Annotated in this window: 17 protein-coding genes; 1 reads left to right on the forward strand and 16 read right to left on the reverse strand. The window is 64.8% G+C overall.

The window, feature by feature from the left end; translation table 11 throughout:
• Window position 1 precedes the first annotated feature (1 nt).
• From rpsS to U9J39_RS19705, 9 genes are all read right to left on the reverse strand, one after another.
• On the reverse strand, window positions 2-277 hold the full coding sequence (gene rpsS / locus U9J39_RS19665; RefSeq protein WP_012354138.1) for a 30S ribosomal protein S19: 276 nt from the start codon (window positions 275-277) through the stop codon (window positions 2-4).
• A 22-nt stretch (window positions 278-299) separates the two neighbouring features.
• Window positions 300-1,130 (reverse strand): 50S ribosomal protein L2, encoded by an 831-nt coding sequence (gene rplB, locus U9J39_RS19670; protein WP_115660935.1) that lies wholly within the window; start codon window positions 1,128-1,130, stop codon window positions 300-302.
• A 2-nt stretch (window positions 1,131-1,132) separates the two neighbouring features.
• Window positions 1,133-1,447, reverse strand: a complete 315-nt coding sequence (gene rplW / locus U9J39_RS19675; RefSeq protein ID WP_006576245.1) for a 50S ribosomal protein L23 — start codon at window positions 1,445-1,447, stop codon at window positions 1,133-1,135.
• Window positions 1,444-2,064, reverse strand: a complete 621-nt coding sequence (gene rplD, locus U9J39_RS19680; protein ID WP_022536862.1) for a 50S ribosomal protein L4 — start codon at window positions 2,062-2,064, stop codon at window positions 1,444-1,446. The genes rplW and rplD overlap by 4 nt, the downstream gene beginning before the upstream one ends.
• Before the next feature lie 12 nt (window positions 2,065-2,076).
• The gene (gene rplC / locus U9J39_RS19685; protein ID WP_010812397.1) at window positions 2,077-2,727 is read right to left on the reverse strand and encodes a 50S ribosomal protein L3; all 651 of its coding nucleotides are present in this window, start codon (window positions 2,725-2,727) and stop codon (window positions 2,077-2,079) included.
• Between the two features lie 289 nt (window positions 2,728-3,016).
• Window positions 3,017-3,517 carry a flavin reductase family protein gene (locus U9J39_RS19690; protein ID WP_326347817.1) on the reverse strand — a complete coding sequence of 167 codons (501 nt, stop codon included), beginning with the start codon at window positions 3,515-3,517 and terminating at the stop codon, window positions 3,017-3,019.
• A gap of 1 nt (window position 3,518) precedes the next feature.
• Window positions 3,519-4,760, reverse strand: a complete 1,242-nt coding sequence (locus tag U9J39_RS19695) for a styrene monooxygenase/indole monooxygenase family protein (protein ID WP_326347819.1) — start codon at window positions 4,758-4,760, stop codon at window positions 3,519-3,521.
• 33 nt (window positions 4,761-4,793) lie between these two features.
• Window positions 4,794-5,582 (reverse strand): SDR family oxidoreductase, encoded by a 789-nt coding sequence (locus U9J39_RS19700; RefSeq protein ID WP_115711148.1) that lies wholly within the window; start codon window positions 5,580-5,582, stop codon window positions 4,794-4,796.
• A gap of 90 nt (window positions 5,583-5,672) precedes the next feature.
• Entirely contained in the window at window positions 5,673-6,902 is a 1,230-nt protein-coding gene (locus U9J39_RS19705) for a dienelactone hydrolase family protein (protein WP_326347821.1), read from the reverse strand.
• 281 nt (window positions 6,903-7,183) lie between these two features.
• Here U9J39_RS19705 and U9J39_RS19710 point away from each other — a divergent pair, with 281 nt between their 5' ends.
• Window positions 7,184-8,197, forward strand: a complete 1,014-nt coding sequence (locus U9J39_RS19710) for an AraC family transcriptional regulator (RefSeq protein WP_326347823.1) — start codon at window positions 7,184-7,186, stop codon at window positions 8,195-8,197.
• 102 nt (window positions 8,198-8,299) lie between these two features.
• Here U9J39_RS19710 and rpsJ read toward each other — a convergent pair whose 3' ends face one another.
• The 7 genes from rpsJ to rpoC form a co-directional block, all read right to left on the reverse strand.
• Window positions 8,300-8,608 carry a 30S ribosomal protein S10 gene (gene rpsJ, locus U9J39_RS19715; RefSeq protein ID WP_006160488.1) on the reverse strand — a complete coding sequence of 103 codons (309 nt, stop codon included), beginning with the start codon at window positions 8,606-8,608 and terminating at the stop codon, window positions 8,300-8,302.
• 77 nt (window positions 8,609-8,685) lie between these two features.
• Window positions 8,686-9,876 (reverse strand): elongation factor Tu, encoded by a 1,191-nt coding sequence (tuf, locus tag U9J39_RS19720; RefSeq protein WP_062801974.1) that lies wholly within the window; start codon window positions 9,874-9,876, stop codon window positions 8,686-8,688.
• A gap of 82 nt (window positions 9,877-9,958) precedes the next feature.
• On the reverse strand, window positions 9,959-12,067 hold the full coding sequence (gene fusA / locus U9J39_RS19725) for an elongation factor G (RefSeq protein WP_115711154.1): 2,109 nt from the start codon (window positions 12,065-12,067) through the stop codon (window positions 9,959-9,961).
• Between the two features lie 117 nt (window positions 12,068-12,184).
• Window positions 12,185-12,655: a 30S ribosomal protein S7 gene (gene rpsG / locus U9J39_RS19730; RefSeq protein WP_012354147.1), complete on the reverse strand. Its 471-nt coding sequence runs from the start codon at window positions 12,653-12,655 to the stop codon at window positions 12,185-12,187.
• 224 nt (window positions 12,656-12,879) lie between these two features.
• Window positions 12,880-13,257: a 30S ribosomal protein S12 gene (gene rpsL / locus U9J39_RS19735; protein ID WP_006576501.1), complete on the reverse strand. Its 378-nt coding sequence runs from the start codon at window positions 13,255-13,257 to the stop codon at window positions 12,880-12,882.
• A gap of 335 nt (window positions 13,258-13,592) precedes the next feature.
• Window positions 13,593-15,440 (reverse strand): DNA helicase RecQ, encoded by a 1,848-nt coding sequence (recQ, locus tag U9J39_RS19740; protein WP_115711156.1) that lies wholly within the window; start codon window positions 15,438-15,440, stop codon window positions 13,593-13,595.
• Between the two features lie 184 nt (window positions 15,441-15,624).
• Window positions 15,625-19,866 carry a DNA-directed RNA polymerase subunit beta' gene (gene rpoC, locus U9J39_RS19745; protein ID WP_115711158.1) on the reverse strand — a complete coding sequence of 1,414 codons (4,242 nt, stop codon included), beginning with the start codon at window positions 19,864-19,866 and terminating at the stop codon, window positions 15,625-15,627.
• Window positions 19,867-19,938 lie beyond the last annotated feature (72 nt).

A 19,938-nucleotide genomic window follows, 5' to 3' on the forward strand; every position in this document is an offset into this window, starting at 1 on the left:
CTTACCTCTTCGCTTTCTTGTCAGCCGCGTGGCCCTTGAACGTGCGGGTGATCGCAAATTCGCCGAGCTTGTGGCCAACCATGTTTTCCGTAACGTACACCGGCACGTGTTGACGGCCGTTGTGAACGGCGATCGTCAGGCCGATGAACTCCGGCAGAATGGTCGAGCGGCGCGACCACGTCTTGATGGGCTTCTTGTCCTTGCCGCTCGTTGCAACTTCCACCTTCTTCAGCAGGTGGGCGTCGCAGAACGGACCCTTTTTAGCGGAACGAGTCATATCTTTAGCTCCTACCTACCGATTAACGCTTGTGGCGCTTCTGGACGATCATGCTGTCCGTGCGCTTGTTGCTGCGGGTACGGTAACCCTTGGTCGGGGTACCCCACGGCGACACCGGATCGCGGCCAGCAGCGGTCTTGCCCTCGCCACCACCGTGCGGGTGGTCGACCGGGTTCATCACCACGCCGCGGACCGTCGGGCGGATACCGCGCCAACGGGTCGCACCGGCCTTGCCGATGACGCGCAGGCTGTGCTCTTCGTTGCCCACTTCACCGACGGTGGCGCGGCACTCGATATGCACGCGACGCACTTCGCCGGAGCGCAGGCGAACCTGGGCGTACAGGCCTTCACGGGCCAGCAGCACGGCGGAACCGCCAGCGGCGCGGGCGATCTGGGCGCCCTTGCCCGGCAGCATTTCCACGTTGTTGATCGTGGTACCGACCGGAATGTTTCGGATCGGCAGGTTGTTACCGGCCTTGATCGGCGCTTCCGAGCCATTCAGCAGCGCTTGGCCGGCAACCATGCCCTTGGTGGCGATGATGTAGCGGCGCTCGCCGTCGGCGAACACGACCAGCGCGATGTTGGCGCTGCGGTTCGGATCGTATTCCAGGCGCTCGACCTTGGCGGGGATGCCGTCCTTGTCGTTGCGCTTGAAATCGACCACGCGGTAGTGGTGCTTATGACCACCGCCCTTGTGGCGGGTGGTGATATGACCATTGTTGTTACGGCCCGACTTCTGGAATTGCTTTTCCAGCAGCGGAGCGTGCGGGGCGCCCTTGTGAAGGTCCTTGTTGACGACCTTCACCATCGAGCGACGACCCGGGGAAGTCGGCTTGGTCTTGACGAGTGCCATGATTACTTGGCCTCCGCTTCAAAATTGATTTCCTGACCCGGCTTCAGCGACACGTAAGCTTTCTTCACGTGGTTGCGACGGCCCATGAAACGGCCGAAGCGCTTCTGCTTGCCCTTCTGGTTCAGGATCTGAACGGACTGCACCTCGACCTTGAACAGCAGTTCGACGGCGGCCTTCACTTCTGCCTTGTTGGCATCGCGAGCCACTTCGAACACGACTTGTTCATTCTTGTCGGCGACCAGGGTTGCCTTTTCGGAAACCACCGGCGCGAGCAGCACCTGCATCAAACGATGATCGTTCTTGGCTACTTGCGTCATTTCAGCAACTCCTCGATCTGCGCGACGGCTGCCTTGGTCACCAGCACCTTCTTGTAGTGCACGAGCGACAGCGGATCAGCCTGGCGCGGCTCGACAACTGCCACGTGCGGCAGGTTGCGCGAAGCCAGGTAGAGGTTTTCGTCGAGGCTGTCGGTGATGATCAGCACCGAGTCCAGGCCCATGGCCTTGAACTTGTCGGCCAAGAGCTTGGTCTTGGGCGCGTCGACGGTGAAACCGTCCACCACATTGATACGACCTTCACGTGCGAGCTGCGAGTAGATCGAGCGCATGCCGGCACGGAACATCTTCTTGTTGACCTTCTGGCTGAAGTTCTCTTCCGGCGAATTCGGGAAGATACGGCCGCCCCCGCGCCACAGCGGCGAGGAAGACATACCGGCACGAGCACGGCCCGTACCCTTCTGGCGCCACGGCTTCTTGGTCGTGTGCTTGACCTCTTCACGATCCTTCTGCTTGCGGTTACCGCTGCGCGCGTTGGCCTGGTAAGCGACGACGATCTGGTGAACGAGGGCTTCGTTGTAGTCACGGCCGAACACTTCGGGCGACGCGTCAACGCCGGCGCCGATCTGGCCATTGTCCTGGAGGAGCTTGAGTTCCATTACATGCGCTCCTTAAGCTTTGGCTTTGGCCTTGACGGCCGGGGTAACGATGACCTTGCCGTTCTTGGAGCCGGGAATGGCGCCCTTGACCAGCAGCAGCTTGCGCTCTGCGTCGATCTTGGCGATCTCCAGGTTCTGCACGGTGCGGGTGACATCGCCCAGGTGACCGGTCATGCGCTTGCCGGGGAACACGCGGCCCGGATCCTGCGCCATACCGATCGAGCCCGGCACGTTGTGCGAGCGCGAGTTACCGTGGGTGGCACGGCCGGAGGCGAAGTGGTAGCGCTTGATGGTACCGGCGTAGCCCTTACCGATGGTCACGCCCTGCACGTCGATCTTCTGACCGACTTCGAACAGGTCGACCGACAGCGAACCGCCAGCTTGCAGTTCGGCAGCCTTGGCTGCATCGATACGGAATTCGCGGATGATTTCGCCGGCTTCCACGCCGGCTTTGGCGAGGTGACCCGCCAGCGGCTTGGTGACGCGGCTTGCGCGTCGTGCGCCGAAGGTGACTTGAACCGCGGTGTAACCGTCGGTCTCGTCCGTCTTGATTTGCGTCACGCGGTTGTCGCCGACCTCGACCACGGTCACGGGAATTGCTTCACCGTCGTCCGTGAAAATACGGGTCATGCCAACCTTGCGACCTACAAGGCCAAGGCTCATGGTTTGCTCCATTCCCAGCTGCGATTGGCCGGGGCTGATTGATACACGAAAACTGTGTTTGCGCTTGTGCGCGGATGGGCTGCGCTAAAGAGGACTGCGCCTGGCCAAAACGGCCAACCCACTACCCGGAGACACGGGTAGCCTTACACTATAACCCTTCCCCAAGGAAAGGGCAATAAGCAATTGCGTTTCGCCGAGGGTGTTGTAGGAAGGATTCACGCAGATGTGCGCAAAAGCTGGCACGAAGGCGGCGCAAGGGCGGCAGGCGCCGCCCCCCGGCATGTAGAAGTCAGGCCGCGACACGCACGAAGCCGCCACCATAGAAGACCAGCGGGTCGCCCTCGTGCGCCGAGATGGATTCCACCGCGCCCACGATCAGAAGGTGGTCGCCCACGGGATCGGCCCGTTCGACGCGACACGCCAGTGTGGCCAGCGCCTCGTCCAGGTACGGCACGCCCTGGGGGCAGCGCGTGTGGCGCACGCCGGCAAACTTGTCCGCGGCGGGGGTGGCGAAGCGGCGCGCCAGGTCGCCGTACCCCGCGCGCAGGATGCTGACGCCGAACGGCCGGCCCGGCTCGAACAGCCCGGCGTTGGGCGAGTGCGACGCCAGGCTCCAAAGGATCAGCGGCGGCGCCAGCGACAGCGACGCGAACGAGTTGACGGTGATGCCGACCGGCCGCTGTTGCGCCGTGCAGGCACCAATGACCGCCACGCCGGTCGCGTAGCGGCCGCAAACCCGACGCAATTCGCGCGGATCGAGCGCGGGGGCGGCATGGCTTGAGGTGTCCATGTCAGGCGGCCTGCGGCAGGTGATGATCGATCAGCTGATGGCACGCCTGCGGGTCCATCCACCACGGGAAGTAGTCCTGCGGATTATCGAAGCCGTTGGCGATGCGGGCCGCCAGCGCCGGCGATTCCCCCGCCGCTCCCAGCAGCGCCAGGATGTGCGGCGGCGGCGGGGTCAGCAGCGAGTTGGTCCACGCCACCACATCGCCGGCGTATTGCCAGTAACTGGCGAAGGTCTGCGCCATCCAGTCACCGTCGAACGGCCGCTCGCCATGGGCGAGGATGGCGTCGAGGTAGACCTTGCAGCATTTGGCGGCATTGTTGGAGCCTTGCCCGGTAATCGGATCGTTGACCACCACGGCATCGGCCATGCCGAATACCAGCCGGCCCGACGGCAGCGTCAGCACCGGCTTGCGCACCGTCGGCGCGAAGCGGCCCGACAGGATGCCGTTGTCGTCGGTCAGCGCCACCCGCTCGCAGCGCTCGGCTTCCCATGGCGCATAGGTGCGCAGGATGCGCAGGCTTTCCGCGAGGTGGTGGTCGGGCGTGCGCGCCTCGGCCCAGCGGTCCATCGGGCCGCCGGGGATGCCCTCGAACACCATGATCTCGCACGGCCCCGACAGCGTCAGCGCGGGGAAAACGAAGTATTCGCCGACGCCCGGGATCAGGTTAAAGCACACCCGCGAGTACGGCTCGCGCGGCAGCATGCCGGTCACATAGGTCAGCGCCAGGGCGCGCTGGGGACGGTCAAACGGGCTGCGCGACGCATCGCGCTCGAAGCGGCTGACGATCTCGCCCTTGCCGGCGGCCAGCAGCACCAGGTCATGCTCGCGGGCCAGGTCCTCCAGTTCGTCAACGCCGACATCGACAATGCGCAGGTCGCCGCCGCGCGCCACAAAGGCCTCCATCCACGCCGGCATCTTCAGGCGCTGGTCGACCGCCTGCGCCGGGCGCTCCAGCGGCGCGGCCCAGTCGATGGCTTTCGCGCCGGGCAGCTCGGGATGCGGCACCGCCAGGCCGATGCCCTGCACCGGCGGGCACGTATCGTCCCACCAGTTCAGGCCGAGTTCGCGCTCGGTCTGCAGCGCGCGGTCGAACATGCACTGGCTGGACATGACCTTGCCGGCGCGAACCTGTTCCGGCGTGCGGTTGGACAGCAACGTGACGCGGTAGCCGTGGGCTTGCAGCCCGAGGGCCATTTGCAGGCCCGACTGGCCCGCTCCGACGATGGCGATGCGTTGGCGCATGACGTGGTCTCCTGAAGGATCGTTGTGGGGTTTTCAGCCGGCCAGCTTGCCGATGGCAGGCAAGTTCTGCTCCGGACCCATGGCGGAGTAGCCACCGTCGACGGCATAGTCCGCGCCGGTGACGAAGCTCGCGTGATCGGAGCAGAGGAAGAGCACCACCTGCGCTACCTCGTCCGGCTCGCCGACGCGCCCGAGCAGGTGGAACGGCGCGGCCACCGCATCGGTCCGGGCACGGTTGCCGCCGCTGACCTCGTCCATCAGCCGGCACCAGGTCCAGCCGGGCGATACCGAGTTCACGCGGATGCGGTCCGGCGCCAGATCCATCGCCATGCTCCGAGTCAGCTGCGCGATGGCCGCCTTCGACACCGGATAGAGCCAGCGCCCGGTCTGCGCCACGCTGGCCGAGATGCTGGTGAAATTGACGATGGCGCCGCCGCCGCGCGCGCGCATATGCGGATGCACCGCTTGCGCCAGCATCACGCCCGAGACCACGTTGACGTCGAGCGCCGCCAGCCAGTCGGCGCGATTCGAGCGCAAGCCATCGTCGAGATAGGTGCAGGCGAGGTTGACCAGGAAATCGACGCCTCCGAAGTGCTGGGCGACCTGGCCGACCGCATCGCGGACCTGCTCGTCCCGCGTGATGTCCGCCGCGATGAAGAGCGCGTCCTGGCCCAGTTCCGCGGCAACGCGCTCGCCATTGGCGGCGTCGATATCGAAGATCGCCACGCGCGCGCCAGCCTCGACGAAGGCCCGTGCCACCCCCGCGCCGATCAGCGTGGCGCCGCCGGTGACGATGGCCACCTTGTCCTGCAATCCCTTCATGGTTGTCTCCCTGTTGGTCTCCGGCTCGGTCACCGTTGTCCGGTACGGGGCCGGCCTCTGCGGGCCCGCTCCCGTTCCGTGCCGCCTGGCTTACTTGCCTTCGCTCTGCTGCCAGCGCGCCATCAGCGTGTTCGACGGCAAGGTCTCCTCCAGCAGCTTGCGCGCGGTTTCCACGCCCGCCACCGGCAAACCCGCCGGGTCCAGCTTGCCGATCTGCACCAGCACGCTGGCCTGGTCCCAGTAGATGTGCTCGTGGTAGAGCTTGTCGCCGCGGAACTTGACGATGGCGATCAGCGGGATCTCCACGCGCTTGCCGGTGGGCGGCACGCCGGGCAGCATCCAGTCGATCTCGCAGGTATGGGTGAAGCAGAACAGCATCTCGTCGACGATCTGCGTGGCGCCGACCGTGCGCGACAGCGGGATCAGCGTCGTGTCCGGCGGATTGCTGTGCACGAAGTGGTGCTGGTAGAAGCGGCGCAGCTGCGCGTGGCCGACACCGCCGGTCATGGTCGGGATATGGTTCACATAAGGCTGCGCCACCATCGTCGCCATGGTTGCATCGACATCGCGGGTGGCGAATTCATACTCGCAGTGCTTGTCCCACAGTGCCGAGAAGTCGTAGTGCGGCCCCATCTCGCGGCGCAGCGCGGCGATCGAGCGCTGGTGCGCCATCAGCGCCGAGGGCTTGTCGAAATGCTCGCCGCCGGCGCGCGCAAAGGCATGGTCGACGCCGGGATAGACGTACACCTCGATGTGGTCCCGGCCGGCCAGCGCCTCGCGGATCGCCGCCTGCGCCTGCGGCGGACAGAAGCCGTCCTGCTCCGCGATATGCAGCACCAGGCGGCCACGCACGTTGGCGGCCTCGCCCAGCGCGTGCTCGATACCCACGCCATAGTAGGACACCGCGCAGGCCACATCGGGCAGCCGGCAGGCCGCCAGGTAGGCCAGCTTGCCGCCCAGGCAGTAGCCCAGCACGCCGGCCTGGCCGACGCATTCGGGCCGCGCGCCCAACGTCGCCAACGCCGCGCCCACATCCTGCACGCCCCTGGCTTCGTCGAACTGCTGATAGAGGCCGAGCGCGCGCTGGAAGTCCTCGCCACGGTCGGTCAGCTCGATGCCGGGCGCGATCCGCCAGAACAGGTCGGGCACCAGCACCGTATAGCCCTCCTCGGCGTAGTAATCGGCCACCTGGCGCATGGTGGCATTGACGCCGAAGATCTCCTGGCACAGCACGATGCCGGGGCCCTTGCCCGCCGCCGGGGTGGCGAGATAGCCGCTGAAACTGCCTTCGGGGGTCTGGATCTGGATGGTCTGGCCCATGGCCTGCGCTCCTTGTCGTTCTCTGTTGGCTGACAGCTGGTGGAGGGTCGCGCTGCCGTGCTGGATCCCATGATGGTGGCTCCGCACCGCAGCAAACTAGCCGCTGGCTGCAGCGGCTATCCGATTAGTGCAGGAAAGTTCGGCTTCGGTCAACGCAACGCCGGGGGCGAGCGGGTCGATCCGCTATAGTGGTTGCGTGGACCATGCGGAGCGCATGGCGCCCCGGGCCGCGCTGCCGTGGACGCCAGCCAGCCCCGCGGCCACGCCAGAGGAGCGAGACCATGTTGCAGCTGCCCCCGACTGCCCGCGCGCCGGCGCCGCTGGCCCACGCCCTGCTGCACGATGCCGGGCGGCAGGTGTTCGCCTCGACCGACCTCGGGCAGACGCGCGCGGCGGTTGGCCGGGTCTTCAAGCCACACCAGCTCGATATCCGCGGGACCAGCCTGTCGGCGCGCATGCATCACGCCCCGCTTGGCGCGGTGTCGCTGAACCGGCTCGCCTACGGCGCCGATGTCACCATCGACCCGGGGCCGCTCGGAGACTTCCTGCTGGTGCAGATGCCGCTCAGCGGCCAGGCGGAGATCCGTTGCGGCGCGCAGCAGATCGTGTCGACGCCCGACTGCGCTTCGGTGCTGACACCCAGCGATCCGCTGCTGATGCGCTGGAGCGCGGACAACGACCAGCTCATCGTGCGTGTCGAGCGCAGCGCGCTGGAGCGCGTGTGCGCCGCCTATCTCGGGCATCGCCCGTACCCGCCGCTGCGCTTCCAGCTCGGCATGGCCTGGCGCAGCGCCGGCTGGTATCCATTGATGGAGTATCTGGCGCAGATGCTGTCGGTGGCGCCGGAAGCGGCTCGCCATCCGCTCACGGCATGCCAGCTCGAGCAACTGGTGATCGGCGCGCTGCTGACGCTGCAGCCGCACAGCCTGTCGGAGGCGCTGCAGCGGCATGGCAAGCCGCTGGCGCCGCGCCACGTGAAAGTGGTCGAGGAGTATATCCACGCGCATGCCGCCGCCGCGCTGACGCCGGCGCTGCTGGCCGAAATCGCGGGGGTCAGCCTGCGCAGCCTGTATGCGGGCTTCCGCGAGCATCGCGGGCTGAGCCCGATGGCCTACCTGCGCACGGTCCGGCTGGACCGGGTACGGCAAGACCTTCTCAACGATGCGGCGCTGTCGTCGGTGACCGGCGCCGCGCTGCGCTGGGGCTTTACCCACCTGGGACGCTTCAGCGCCGAATACCGGCGCGCGTTCGGCGAGTGCCCGGCCGAGACGCTGCGCCGGCGCGGCAGCGTGTAAGTGCCTGTGTGGCGCTGCCGTGCGGCGCGCCACCAAACAAAAACGGCGAACCGAGGTTCGCCGTTTTGCTGCAGCAGGCTGCGCAAGCAGCCCGAAGCATGATTACACCTTGATCTCGACGTCCACGCCGGCCGGCAGGTCGAGCTTCATCAGCGCGTCAACCGTCTTGTCGGTCGGGTCGACGATGTCCATCAGGCGCTGGTGAGTGCGGATCTCGAACTGATCGCGGCTGGTCTTGTTGACGTGCGGCGAACGCAGGATGTCGAAGCGCTGGATGCGGGTCGGCAGGGGCACCGGGCCCTTGACGATCGCGCCGGTACGCTTGGCGGTATCCACGATTTCGGCGGCCGACTGGTCGATCAGGCGATAGTCGAAAGCCTTCAGGCGGATACGGATCTTCTGGTTCTGCATGATATTTCCTTAAAAGAGCGATTGGGCAAGCTGCCCGTTGAATGGGGACATGCCCGCGGGCATGTCCCAGGAAGTGCTTAGTCGAGGATCTTTGCCACGACGCCGGCGCCGACGGTACGGCCACCTTCGCGGATGGCGAAGCGCAGGCCTTCTTCCATGGCGATCGGGGCGATCAGCTTGACGGTGATCGACACGTTGTCACCCGGCATGACCATTTCCTTGTCCTTCGGCAGCTCGATCGAGCCGGTCACGTCGGTGGTACGGAAGTAGAACTGCGGGCGATAGTTGTTGAAGAACGGGGTGTGACGGCCGCCTTCGTCCTTCGACAGGATGTACACCTCGCCGGTGAAGTGGGTGTGCGGCTTGATCGAACCCGGCTTGCACAGCACCTGGCCGCGCTCGACGTCTTCACGCTTGGTGCCGCGCAGCAGCAGACCGACGTTGTCGCCAGCCTGGCCCTGGTCCAGCAGCTTGCGGAACATTTCCACGCCGGTGCAGGTGGTCTTCACCGTCGGCTTGATACCGACGATTTCGATTTCTTCGCCGACCTTGATGATGCCGCGCTCGATACGGCCGGTCACCACGGTGCCGCGACCCGAGATCGAGAACACGTCTTCCACCGGCATCAGGAAGGTACCGTCAACGGCACGCTCCGGCGTCGGGATGTAGGTGTCCAGCGCGTCGGCCAGGCGCATGATGGCTTCTTCGCCCAGGTCGCCCTTGTCGCCTTCCAGCGCCAGCTTGGCCGAACCCTTGATGATCGGGGTGTCGTCGCCGGGGAATTCGTACTTCGACAGCAGTTCGCGAACTTCCATCTCGACCAGCTCGAGCAGTTCGGCGTCGTCCACCATGTCGCACTTGTTCAGGAACACGATGATGTACGGCACGCCAACCTGACGGGCCAGCAGGATGTGCTCGCGGGTCTGCGGCATCGGGCCGTCAGCGGCCGAGCACACCAGGATCGCGCCGTCCATCTGGGCGGCACCCGTGATCATGTTCTTCACGTAGTCGGCGTGGCCCGGGCAGTCAACGTGCGCGTAGTGGCGGTTGGCCGTCTCGTATTCGACGTGGGCGGTATTGATGGTAATACCGCGAGCCTTTTCTTCCGGCGCTGCGTCGATTTCGTCGTACTTCTTGGCGGCACCGCCGAACTTCGCTGCCAGCACCGTGGCGATCGCTGCGGTCAGCGTGGTCTTGCCATGGTCAACGTGACCAATCGTACCAACGTTCACGTGCGGCTTGGTCCGCTCGAACTTTTCCTTTGCCATTTTTTTAGCTCCTAATGGAATGCAGTCTTGTCGATTCATCACGCCGCCGCGCCCGGGTGGGTCGCGGCGGCATACAGCTTATTTACTTGCCCTTGGCCGCCATCACTGCTTCGGCGATGTTCTTCGGTGCCTCGGCGTAGTGCTTGAATTCCATGGTGTAGGTGGCGCGGCCTTGCGTGGCCGAGCGCAGCGCGGTCGAATAACCGAACATTTCCGACAGCGGGACTTCGGCCTTGATGATCTTGCCGCCGCCCACCATGTCGTCCATGCCCTGCACGATGCCGCGGCGGGACGACAGGTCGCCCATCACGGTACCGGTGTAGTCTTCCGGCGTTTCCACTTCCACGGCCATCATCGGCTCGAGCAGAACCGGGCTGGCCTTGCGCATGGCTTCCTTGAAAGCCATCGAGCCGGCCATGCGGAACGCGTTTTCGTTCGAGTCCACGTCGTGGTACGAACCGAAGGTCAGCGTGACCTTCACGTCCACCACCGGGAAGCCAGCCAGGATACCGGCCGTCAGGGTGTCGACGATACCCTTTTCGACCGCCGGGATGTATTCGCGAGGAATCACACCGCCCTTGATGGCGTCGATGAACTCGAAGCCCTTGCCCGGTTCTTGCGGTTCCAGCGTGATCACGGCGTGACCGTACTGGCCGCGGCCGCCCGACTGCTTGACGAACTTGCCTTCGACGTCCTCGGCCTTCTTGCGGATGGTTTCGCGGTAGGCCACCTGCGGCGCGCCGATGTTGGCTTCCACGCCGAATTCGCGCTTCATGCGGTCGACCAGAATTTCGAGGTGGAGCTCGCCCATGCCCGAAATGATGGTCTGGCCCGATTCTTCATCGGTGCGCACGCGGAACGACGGATCTTCAGCGGCCAGGCGGTTCAGGGCGATGCCCATCTTTTCCTGGTCAGCCTTGGTCTTCGGCTCGACAGCCTGCGAGATCACCGGCTCCGGGAACACCATGCGCTCGAGCACGATCGGTGCAGCCGGATCGCACAGCGTATCGCCCGTGGTGGCATCCTTCAGGCCCACCGCGGCGGCGATGTCGCCGGCCAGCACTTCCTTGATTTCTTCGCGCTGGTTGGCGTGCATCTGCAGAATACGGCCCAGACGCTCCTTCTTCTGCTTCACCGGGTTGTACACGGTGTCGCCCGAATTGATCTTGCCCGAATACACGCGGAAGAAGATCAGCTGGCCAACGAACGGGTCGGTCATGATCTTGAACGCCAGTGCCGAGAACTTTTCGTTGTCGTCGGCCTTGCGCTCGAGCTTCTTCTCGCTGTCGTCCTCGTCCGTGCCCGTAACCGGCGGAATGTCGACCGGCGACGGCAGGAAGTCGATCACGGCGTCGAGCATGCGCTGCACGCCCTTGTTCTTGAACGCGGTGCCGCACAGCATCGGCTGGATTTCGCAGGCGATGGTACGGTCACGCAGCGCCTTGACGATCTCGGCGCGGGTCAGCTCTTCGCCGCCCAGGTACTTTTCCATCAGCTCTTCGCTGGCTTCGGCGGCCGACTCGACCATCTTCTCGCGCCATTCGTCAGCGGTGGCTTGCAGTTCGGCCGGAATGTCCTGGTATTCGAACTTCACGCCCTGGCTGGCTTCGTCCCAAACGATCGCCTTCATTTCCAACAGATCGACGACGCCCTGGAAGCCGTCTTCAGCGCCGATCGGCACCACGACGGGCACCGGGTTGGCCTTCAGGCGGGTCTTCAGCTGGTCGTAGACCTTGAAGAAGTTCGCGCCGGTACGGTCCATCTTGTTGACGAATGCCAGACGCGGAACCCTGTACTTGTTGGCCTGACGCCAGACGGTTTCGGACTGCGGCTGCACGCCACCCACGGCGCAGTACACCATGCACGCGCCGTCCAGCACGCGCATGGAACGCTCCACCTCGATGGTGAAGTCCACGTGGCCCGGGGTGTCGATGATGTTGAAGCGGTGCTCGGGGTAGTTGCCGGCCATGCCCTTCCAGAAGGCGGTGGTGGCAGCGGAGGTGATGGTGATGCCACGCTCCTGTTCCTGCTCCATCCAGTCCATGGTGGCGGCGCCGTCGTGCACTTCACCGATCTTGTGGTTCACACCGGTGTAGAACAGGATGCGCTCGGTCGTGGTGGTTTTACCCGCGTCAATGTGAGCCGAAATACCGATGTTACGGTAACGCTCGATGGGAGTCTTACGAGCCACTTTAATCCTCTATTCGTCCGTGAGGCGCCGGCATCTCATGGCCCGCGCCCCTAACACAAACGGGCGAGATGTGTAAAAACACAGCCCGCCCGGCAACCAACAATGTTTTCGCTCGCTTTAGAAGCGGAAGTGCGAGAACGCCTTGTTGGCTTCGGCCATGCGGTGCACTTCGTCGCGCTTCTTCATCGCGCCACCACGGCCTTCAGCAGCTTCCAGCAGCTCACCTGCCAGGCGCAGCGCCATCGACTTCTCGCTGCGTTTTTTCGCGGCCTCACGCAGCCAGCGCATCGCCAATGCCAAACGACGCGACGGACGGACTTCGACCGGAACCTGATAGTTGGCGCCGCCCACGCGACGGCTCTTCACTTCCACCACCGGCTTCACGTTGTTGATCGCAACGGAGAACACTTCGATGGGGGCCTTGCCTGCCTTCTTTTCGATCTGGTCGAACGCGCCGTACACGATGCGTTCGGCAACCGACTTCTTGCCATCCAGCATCAGCACGTTCATGAACTTGGCAACTTCAACGTTACCGAACTTCGGATCAGGCAGAACGTCCCGCTTCGGGACTTCACGACGACGTGGCATCTTCTTTCCTTTAGATTCAGTTGAGAGCGCGGTCAGAGTTTCCCGCTCTCCGGCCACCAACTAGCTTGCATGCAAAGACAGCAAATTCGCCGGGTGACCACTTACTCGACGGCACGGTTGCCAAAAAGGCGCTCCGTTGTACCGCCGCCTGGTGACAGCACCATGACTTGCGCCACAGGCTATCGTTTGTTGCTTCGGGCCTTGCTGGCCCAGGCTGCCTGAACTTAGGCTGCCTTCGGACGCTTCGCGCCGTACTTCGAACGGGCCTGCTTGCGGTCCTTCACGCCTTGCAGGTCCAGCGAACCACGGACGATGTGGTAACGCACACCCGGCAGATCCTTCACACGGCCGCCGCGGATCAGCACGACCGAGTGTTCCTGCAGGTTGTGGCCTTCACCGCCGATGTACGAAATGACTTCGAAACCGTTGGTCAGGCGCACCTTGGCGACCTTACGCAGTGCCGAGTTCGGCTTCTTCGGCGTCGTGGTGTACACACGGGTGCACACGCCACGGCGCTGGGGGCAGTTCTCAAGCGCCGGGCTCTTGCTCTTGATGACTTCCGAGACGCGCGGCTTGCGAACCAGTTGGTTGATAGTTGGCATTGTTCAATCCAGCTTGGTTTGACGAAAAACGCCCCTCGTGCCGGCATGCGCCAGGCTGGAGAGGCAACTACGGGTTTTGGGCGGGAGAGGTGAGCGGGCGCTCTGGAGACGGGACTGTGCGGTAACAGCATGCCAAAGAGCGCGAGCCGGCACCCGGATCCCGCGTCTGCCGCCACCCGTCCATGGAAACCCAGTCCGGTAGGCTTGCCGGCAGCGACCTGAGGGCCACTTATCCGACGGGCGAGCGAAATCCAAAGCCAAAAACTCGAATCTGGCATCCTAGCAGCGGAATCGTATACCGTCAAGCCGTATACCCGACTGGCAGACCCGGGCGGCTAGGCCCCGCGCAGCGTGTCGAGGATGCCCTGCCCGTAGCGCTCCAGCTTGGAGGCGCCAATCCCGGGAATGCCTTGCATCGCCGAGAGCGAACCCGGCGCGGTGCGCGCCAGTTCGGCCAGCGTGGCGTCATGGAAGATCACGTAGGCCGGTACGCCATGCTCGCGCGCGGCCTCGGTGCGCCAGCGGCGCAGCGCCTCCCAGTTGGCCAGCGTATCGGCGTCCATGTCGGCGGTATGGTCGATGCGCGTGCCGCGCGCCGCGCGCTCGCCGGACTTGCCTGGCCTGGCAGCCTGGCGGCGCAGGATGATCTGGCGCTCGCCCTTGAGCACCGCGCGGGCGTCTTCGCCCAGCAGCAGCGCGCCATGGCCGCCATGGTCGATGGTCAGCAAGCCTTGCGCGATCAGTTGGCGGAACACCGTGTGCCACTCATGCACCGACCGGTCCTTGCCGATGCCGAAGGTCGAGACCTTGTCATGGCCCCATTGCTTGATCTTTTCCGAGGCATTGCCGCGCAGCACGTCGATCAGGTGGGTCGCACCGAAGTGGATGCGGCTTGCCTGCGCGGTGCGGTACACGCATGACAGCGCCATCTGCGCCTCGCGCGTGCCGTCCCAGGTGGCCGGCGGCTCGAGGCAGGTATCGCAGTTGCCGCAGGGCTCGCTGGCTTCGTTGAAATACGCCAGGATGCGCACGCGCCGGCAACCCGCGGTTTCGCAAAGCCCCAGCAGCGCATCGAGCTTGGCCGACGACACGCGCTTGAAGGCCTCGTCCGCTTCGGATTCGTCGATCATGCGCTTCTGCTGCACCACGTCGCCCAGGCCGTAGGCCATCCAGGCATTGGCGGGCAGCCCGTCGCGGCCGGCGCGGCCGGTTTCCTGGTAATAGCCCTCCATGCTCTTGGGCAGGTCCAGGTGGGCGACAAAGCGGACGTCGGGCTTGTCGATGCCCATGCCGAAGGCGATCGTCGCCACCATCACCAGACCTTCCTCTTCGCGGAAACGCGCCTGGTGGTGCTGCCGCACCTGGGCATCCATGCCGGCATGGTAGGCGAGCGCGTTGATGCCCTGCCCGCTGAGCCACTGCGCGGTGTCCTCGACCTTCTTGCGCGACAGGCAATAGACGATGCCGCTGTCGTGGGTGCCATCGGCCGCGGTATGTTCCGCCTTGATAAAGGCCAGCAGCTGCTGGCGCGCATTGTCCTTCTCGACGATGCGGTAGCGGATGTTGGGCCGGTCGAAGCTGGAAATGAAGATGCGCGCATCGTGCAGCGCCAGCCGCTCGACGATCTCTTCGCGCGTCAGCGCGTCGGCGGTCGCGGTCAGCGCGATGCGCGGCACGTACGGGAAGCGCTCGTGCAGCACCGACAGCTGGATGTACTCCGGCCGGAAGTCATGGCCCCATTGCGACACGCAGTGGGCTTCGTCGATGGCGAACAGCCCGACGCGGGTGCGCTCGAGCAGGTCGAGGAAGCGCGGCGTCATCAGCCGTTCCGGCGCCACGTAGAGAATTTCGATGCGTCCGGCCAGCAGGTCGCGCTCGACCGCCGAGGCCTCGGCGCCGGTCAGCGTCGAGTTGAGCACCGCGGCGCGCACGCCGGCCTCGGTCAGCGCCGCGACCTGGTCCTGCATCAGCGCGATCAGCGGCGACACCACGATGCCGACGCCGTCGCCGGCGCGCTGGCGCAGCAGCGCCGGGATCTGGTAGCACAGCGACTTGCCGCCGCCGGTCGGCATCAGCACCAGGCAATCGCCGCCCGCGGCGACGTGGTCGATGATCTCGGCCTGGCGCCCGCGGAAGGCGTGGTAGCCGAAGACATCCTTGAGGATCGCCAGTGCTTGCGACATGGACAACGGAAATGCTGGAGCCGGAAAAGCCGTAACCTTACCACTAAGGGGGCCGGCCGCCGCGCCCGCGCGGCAAACTCTCCGATCTTTCTCACGAAAGGCCGCGCCGCGCGCGGACAAAAAAAAGCCCGGCTGGATCAGCCGGGCTTTGGTCCGCCTTGCGGCGGTTATCACTGCAACGAGATCAGGCGTTGTCGCCTTCGCCCTCGGTCGCCTGCACCACCGGCGGCTCGATGAAGAGCGACTGCTCTTCTTCGGCGATCGCCTGGGCGCGTTCGCGCTCGGAGGCCTCGCGCGCCTTGCGGGCACGGTGGTAGGCCAAGCCGGTACCGGCCGGGATCAGGCGGCCGACGATCACGTTTTCCTTCAGGCCACGCAGGTCGTCGGTCTTGCCCATGATCGCGGCTTCGGTCAGCACGCGCGTGGTTTCCTGGAACGATGCCGCCGAGATGAAGCTGTCGGTCGACAGCGACGCCTTGGTAATACCCAGCAGCAGGTTCTCGTAGGTCGCCGGACGCTTGCCTTCGGCGATCACGCGGTCGTTCTCGTCGAGCAGTTCCGAACGCTCCACCTGTTCACCCGGGATGAACTTGGTGTCGCCCACGTCGACGATCTGAACCCGACGCAGCATCTGGCGAACGATCACCTCGATGTGCTTGTCGTTGATCTTCACGCCCTGCAGACGGTACACGTCCTGGACTTCGTCGACGATGTAGTGCGCCAGCTCTTCGATGCCCTTCAGGCGCAGGATGTCGTGCGGGTCCGCCGGACCTTCCACGATCATTTCGCCCTTGTTCACCACCTGGCCGTCGTGCACCAGCACCTGCTTTTCCTTCGCGATCAGGAACTCGTGGGCATTGCCGTCCAGGTCGGTGATGACCAGGCGCTGCTTGCCCTTGGTGTCCTTGCCGAACGAAGTCGTGCCGGTGACTTCCGCCAGCACGGCGGCATCCTTCGGCGAACGCGCTTCGAACAGCTCGGCCACGCGCGGCAGACCACCGGTAATGTCGCGGGTCTTCTGCGACTCGGTCGGGATACGCGCGAGCACTTCACCCACGTGCACCTGCTGGCCGTCCTTCACGGTAATCAGCGCGCCGACCTGGAAGCCGATGGTCACGGAATGGTCCGTGCCCGGGATCTTCACTTCCTGGCCGTTGGCGTCGAGCAGCTTCACCTGCGGGCGGATGCCCTTGGTTGCGGCCGTGCGGCGCTTGGCGTCGATCACCACCAGGGTCGACAGGCCCGTCACTTCGTCCATCTGCTTGGCGACGGTCACGCCTTCTTCGACGTTCTCGAACTTGATCGTACCGGTGTATTCCGACACGATCGGGCGAGTCAGCGCGTCCCACGTGGCCAGCTGCGTGCCAGCCTTGATGGCCTGGCCGTCCTGCACCAGCAGCGTGGCGCCGTACGGGATCTTGTGGCGCTCACGCTCGCGGCCGTGGTCGTCGGTGATCAGCGCCTCGCCCGAACGCGAGATGACGATCAGCTCGCCCTTCGCATTGGTGACATAACGCATGGTCGCCGTGAAACGCACGGTACCGGTTGCCTTGGCTTCCACGCTCGATGCCACTGCCGCACGCGATGCCGCACCACCGATGTGGAACGTACGCATGGTCAGCTGCGTGCCCGGCTCACCGATCGACTGGGCGGCAATCACGCCCACCGCTTCGCCCGAGTTCACCAGCACGCCGCGGCCCAGGTCGCGGCCGTAGCACTTGGCGCACAGGCCGTAGCGCGTGTCGCACGACAGCGGGGTGCGAACCTTGACCTCGTCCACGCCGATGTTGTCGATCAGCTCGACCAGGTCTTCGTCCAGCAGCGTGCCGGATTCGATCGCGGTTTCCTGGGTTTCCGGGTTGACCACGTCAGCCACGGTCACGCGGCCGAGGATACGGTCACGCAGGGCTTCGATCACTTCACCGCCTTCGACCAGGGCCTTCATGGCCACGCCGTTGGAGGTGCCGCAATCGTCTTCCACCACGACCAGATCCTGCGTCACGTCGACCAGACGACGGGTCAGGTAACCCGAGTTCGCGGTCTTCAGTGCGGTATCGGCCAGGCCCTTACGGGCGCCGTGGGTCGAGATGAAGTACTGCAGAACGTTCAGGCCTTCACGGAAGTTCGCCGTAATCGGCGTTTCAATGATCGAGCCATCCGGCTTGGCCATCAGGCCGCGCATGCCAGCCAGCTGGCGGATCTGCGCGGCGGAACCCCGTGCGCCCGAGTCGGCCATCATGTAGATGGAGTTGAACGACTCCTGCTTCACGGTCTTGCCTTCGCGGTCGACCACGTCCTCGTGCTGGAGCTGCTCCATCATCGCCTTGCCCACCTGGTCGCCGGCGGCGCCCCAGATGTCCACGACGTTGTTGTAGCGCTCCTGGTCGGTCACCAGGCCCGACATGTACTGCTTGTCGTATTCCTTCACCTTGGCCGAGGCCTCGGCGATGATCTTTTCCTTCGCCGGCGGCACCAGCATATCGTCGATCGCGATCGAGATACCGGCGCGGGTCGCCAGGCGGAAGCCCGACTGCAGCAGCTTGTCGGCAAAGATCACGGTCTCGCGCAGGCCGCAGCGGCGGAACGCCGTGTTGATCAGGCGCGAGATTTCCTTCTTCTTCAGCGGCTTGTTCAGCACCGAGAACGGCAGGCCCTTGGGCAGGATCTCGGACAGGATCGCGCGGCCGACCGTGGTGGCCTGCAGCGTGATCTTGGGCGCGAAACGCGCGTCGCCCTCGGCATCCTTGTCGACCAGCTCATACTCGGTGATACGCACGTTCACGCGCGAAGCCAGTTCGACTTCCTTGTTCTCGTAGGCGCGGATCACTTCGCTGATGTCGGCGAAGGTCATGCCTTCGCCCTTGCCGTTGATCTTGTCGCGGGTCGTGTAGTACAGGCCCAGCACCACGTCCTGCGACGGCACGATCGACGGGTCGCCGTTGGCCGGGAACAGCACGTTGTTGGAGGCCAGCATCAGGGTGCGGGCTTCCATCTGCGCTTCCAGCGACAGCGGCACGTGGACAGCCATCTGGTCACCGTCGAAGTCGGCGTTGAACGCCGCGCAGACGAGCGGGTGCAGCTGGATGGCCTTGCCTTCGATCAGCACCGGCTCGAACGCCTGGATACCCAGGCGGTGCAGCGTCGGCGCACGGTTCAGCATCACCGGGTGCTCGCGGATCACCTCTTCGAGGATGTCCCACACCACCGGGGTCTGGCTTTCGACTTCCTTCTTCGCCGCCTTGATGGTGGTGGCGATGCCCATCGTTTCCAGCTTGTGGAAGATGAACGGCTTGAACAGCTCGAGCGCCATCAGCTTGGGCAGGCCGCACTGGTGCAGCTTGAGCGTCGGGCCCACCACGATGACCGAACGGCCCGAGTAGTCGACGCGCTTGCCCAGCAGGTTCTGACGGAAACGGCCGCCCTTGCCCTTGATCATTTCGGCCAGCGACTTCAGCGGACGCTTGTTGGCGCCGGTCATCGCCTTGCCGCGACGGCCGTTGTCCAGCAGCGAGTCAACCGCTTCCTGCAGCATGCGCTTTTCGTTGCGCACGATGATCTCAGGGGCCTTCAGCTCCAGCAGGCGCTTGAGGCGGTTGTTACGGTTGATGACGCGGCGATACAGGTCGTTCAGGTCCGAGGTCGCGAAGCGACCGCCGTCCAGCGGCACCAGCGGGCGCAGCTCGGGCGGCAGCACCGGCAGCACTTCGAGGATCATCCACTCGGGCTTGATGCCCGAACGCTGGAAGGCCTCGAGCACCTTCAGGCGCTTGGCGAACTTCTTGATCTTGGCTTCGGAGCCGGTGGCCTGCAGTTCGGCGCGGATCTGTTCGATCTGCTTCTCGATGTCGATGCCGCGCAGCAGCTCACGGATGCCCTCGGCACCCATCATGGCGACGAATTCGCCCTCGCCGTACTCGTCGCACTTCGCCAGGTAGTCGTCTTCGGACATGATCTGGCTCTTCTTGAGCGGGGTCATGCCGGGTTCGATCACCACGAACGCTTCGAAGTACAGCACGCGCTCGATGTCGCGCAGCGTCATGTCCAGGACCATGCCCAGGCGCGACGGCAGCGACTTCAGGAACCAGATGTGCGCGGTCGGCGCGGCCAGTTCGATATGGCCCATGCGCTCGCGGCGCACCTTGGCCAGCGTCACTTCAACGCCGCACTTCTCGCAGATCACGCCGCGGTGCTTCAGGCGCTTGTACTTGCCGCACAGGCACTCGTAGTCCTTGATCGGGCCAAAGATCTTGGCGCAGAACAGGCCGTCGCGTTCCGGCTTGAACGTACGGTAGTTGATCGTTTCCGGCTTCTTCACTTCGCCGTACGACCACGAACGGATCTTCTCGGGCGAGGCCAGGCCGATCTTGATCGCGTCGAACTGCTCTTCCTGCTGTACCTGCTTAAAGAGATCGAGCAATGCTTTCATTGCAACTCCTTGTTTCGCCACCGTCCCGGAGTCTGTCCGGGTCGATGGCATTCATCCTGTGGGAAATCCTTC

It is taken from the genome of Cupriavidus sp. SS-3, from assembly GCF_035818815.1.
Lineage (GTDB): Bacteria > Pseudomonadota > Gammaproteobacteria > Burkholderiales > Burkholderiaceae > Cupriavidus > Cupriavidus taiwanensis_C.

What these genes read in the sequence shown, in the direction of transcription:
- rpsJ (WP_006160488.1), bottom strand. Translation starts at nt 8,608, where the DNA reads ATGCAGAACCAGAAGATCCGTATCCGCCTGAAGGCTTTCGACTATCGC.
- U9J39_RS19710 (WP_326347823.1), top strand. Translation starts at nt 7,184, where the DNA reads ATGTTGCAGCTGCCCCCGACTGCCCGCGCGCCGGCGCCGCTGGCCCAC.
- tuf (WP_062801974.1), bottom strand. Translation starts at nt 9,876, where the DNA reads ATGGCAAAGGAAAAGTTCGAGCGGACCAAGCCGCACGTGAACGTTGGT.
- U9J39_RS19700 (WP_115711148.1), bottom strand. Translation starts at nt 5,582, where the DNA reads ATGAAGGGATTGCAGGACAAGGTGGCCATCGTCACCGGCGGCGCCACG.
- rplD (WP_022536862.1), bottom strand. Translation starts at nt 2,064, where the DNA reads ATGGAACTCAAGCTCCTCCAGGACAATGGCCAGATCGGCGCCGGCGTT.
- rplW (WP_006576245.1), bottom strand. Translation starts at nt 1,447, where the DNA reads ATGACGCAAGTAGCCAAGAACGATCATCGTTTGATGCAGGTGCTGCTC.
- rpoC (WP_115711158.1), bottom strand. Translation starts at nt 19,866, where the DNA reads ATGAAAGCATTGCTCGATCTCTTTAAGCAGGTACAGCAGGAAGAGCAG.
- U9J39_RS19695 (WP_326347819.1), bottom strand. Translation starts at nt 4,760, where the DNA reads ATGCGCCAACGCATCGCCATCGTCGGAGCGGGCCAGTCGGGCCTGCAA.
- rplB (WP_115660935.1), bottom strand. Translation starts at nt 1,130, where the DNA reads ATGGCACTCGTCAAGACCAAGCCGACTTCCCCGGGTCGTCGCTCGATG.
- U9J39_RS19705 (WP_326347821.1), bottom strand. Translation starts at nt 6,902, where the DNA reads ATGGGCCAGACCATCCAGATCCAGACCCCCGAAGGCAGTTTCAGCGGC.
- rpsL (WP_006576501.1), bottom strand. Translation starts at nt 13,257, where the DNA reads ATGCCAACTATCAACCAACTGGTTCGCAAGCCGCGCGTCTCGGAAGTC.
- recQ (WP_115711156.1), bottom strand. Translation starts at nt 15,440, where the DNA reads ATGTCGCAAGCACTGGCGATCCTCAAGGATGTCTTCGGCTACCACGCC.
- rpsG (WP_012354147.1), bottom strand. Translation starts at nt 12,655, where the DNA reads ATGCCACGTCGTCGTGAAGTCCCGAAGCGGGACGTTCTGCCTGATCCG.
- rplC (WP_010812397.1), bottom strand. Translation starts at nt 2,727, where the DNA reads ATGAGCCTTGGCCTTGTAGGTCGCAAGGTTGGCATGACCCGTATTTTC.
- U9J39_RS19690 (WP_326347817.1), bottom strand. Translation starts at nt 3,517, where the DNA reads ATGGACACCTCAAGCCATGCCGCCCCCGCGCTCGATCCGCGCGAATTG.
- rpsS (WP_012354138.1), bottom strand. Translation starts at nt 277, where the DNA reads ATGACTCGTTCCGCTAAAAAGGGTCCGTTCTGCGACGCCCACCTGCTG.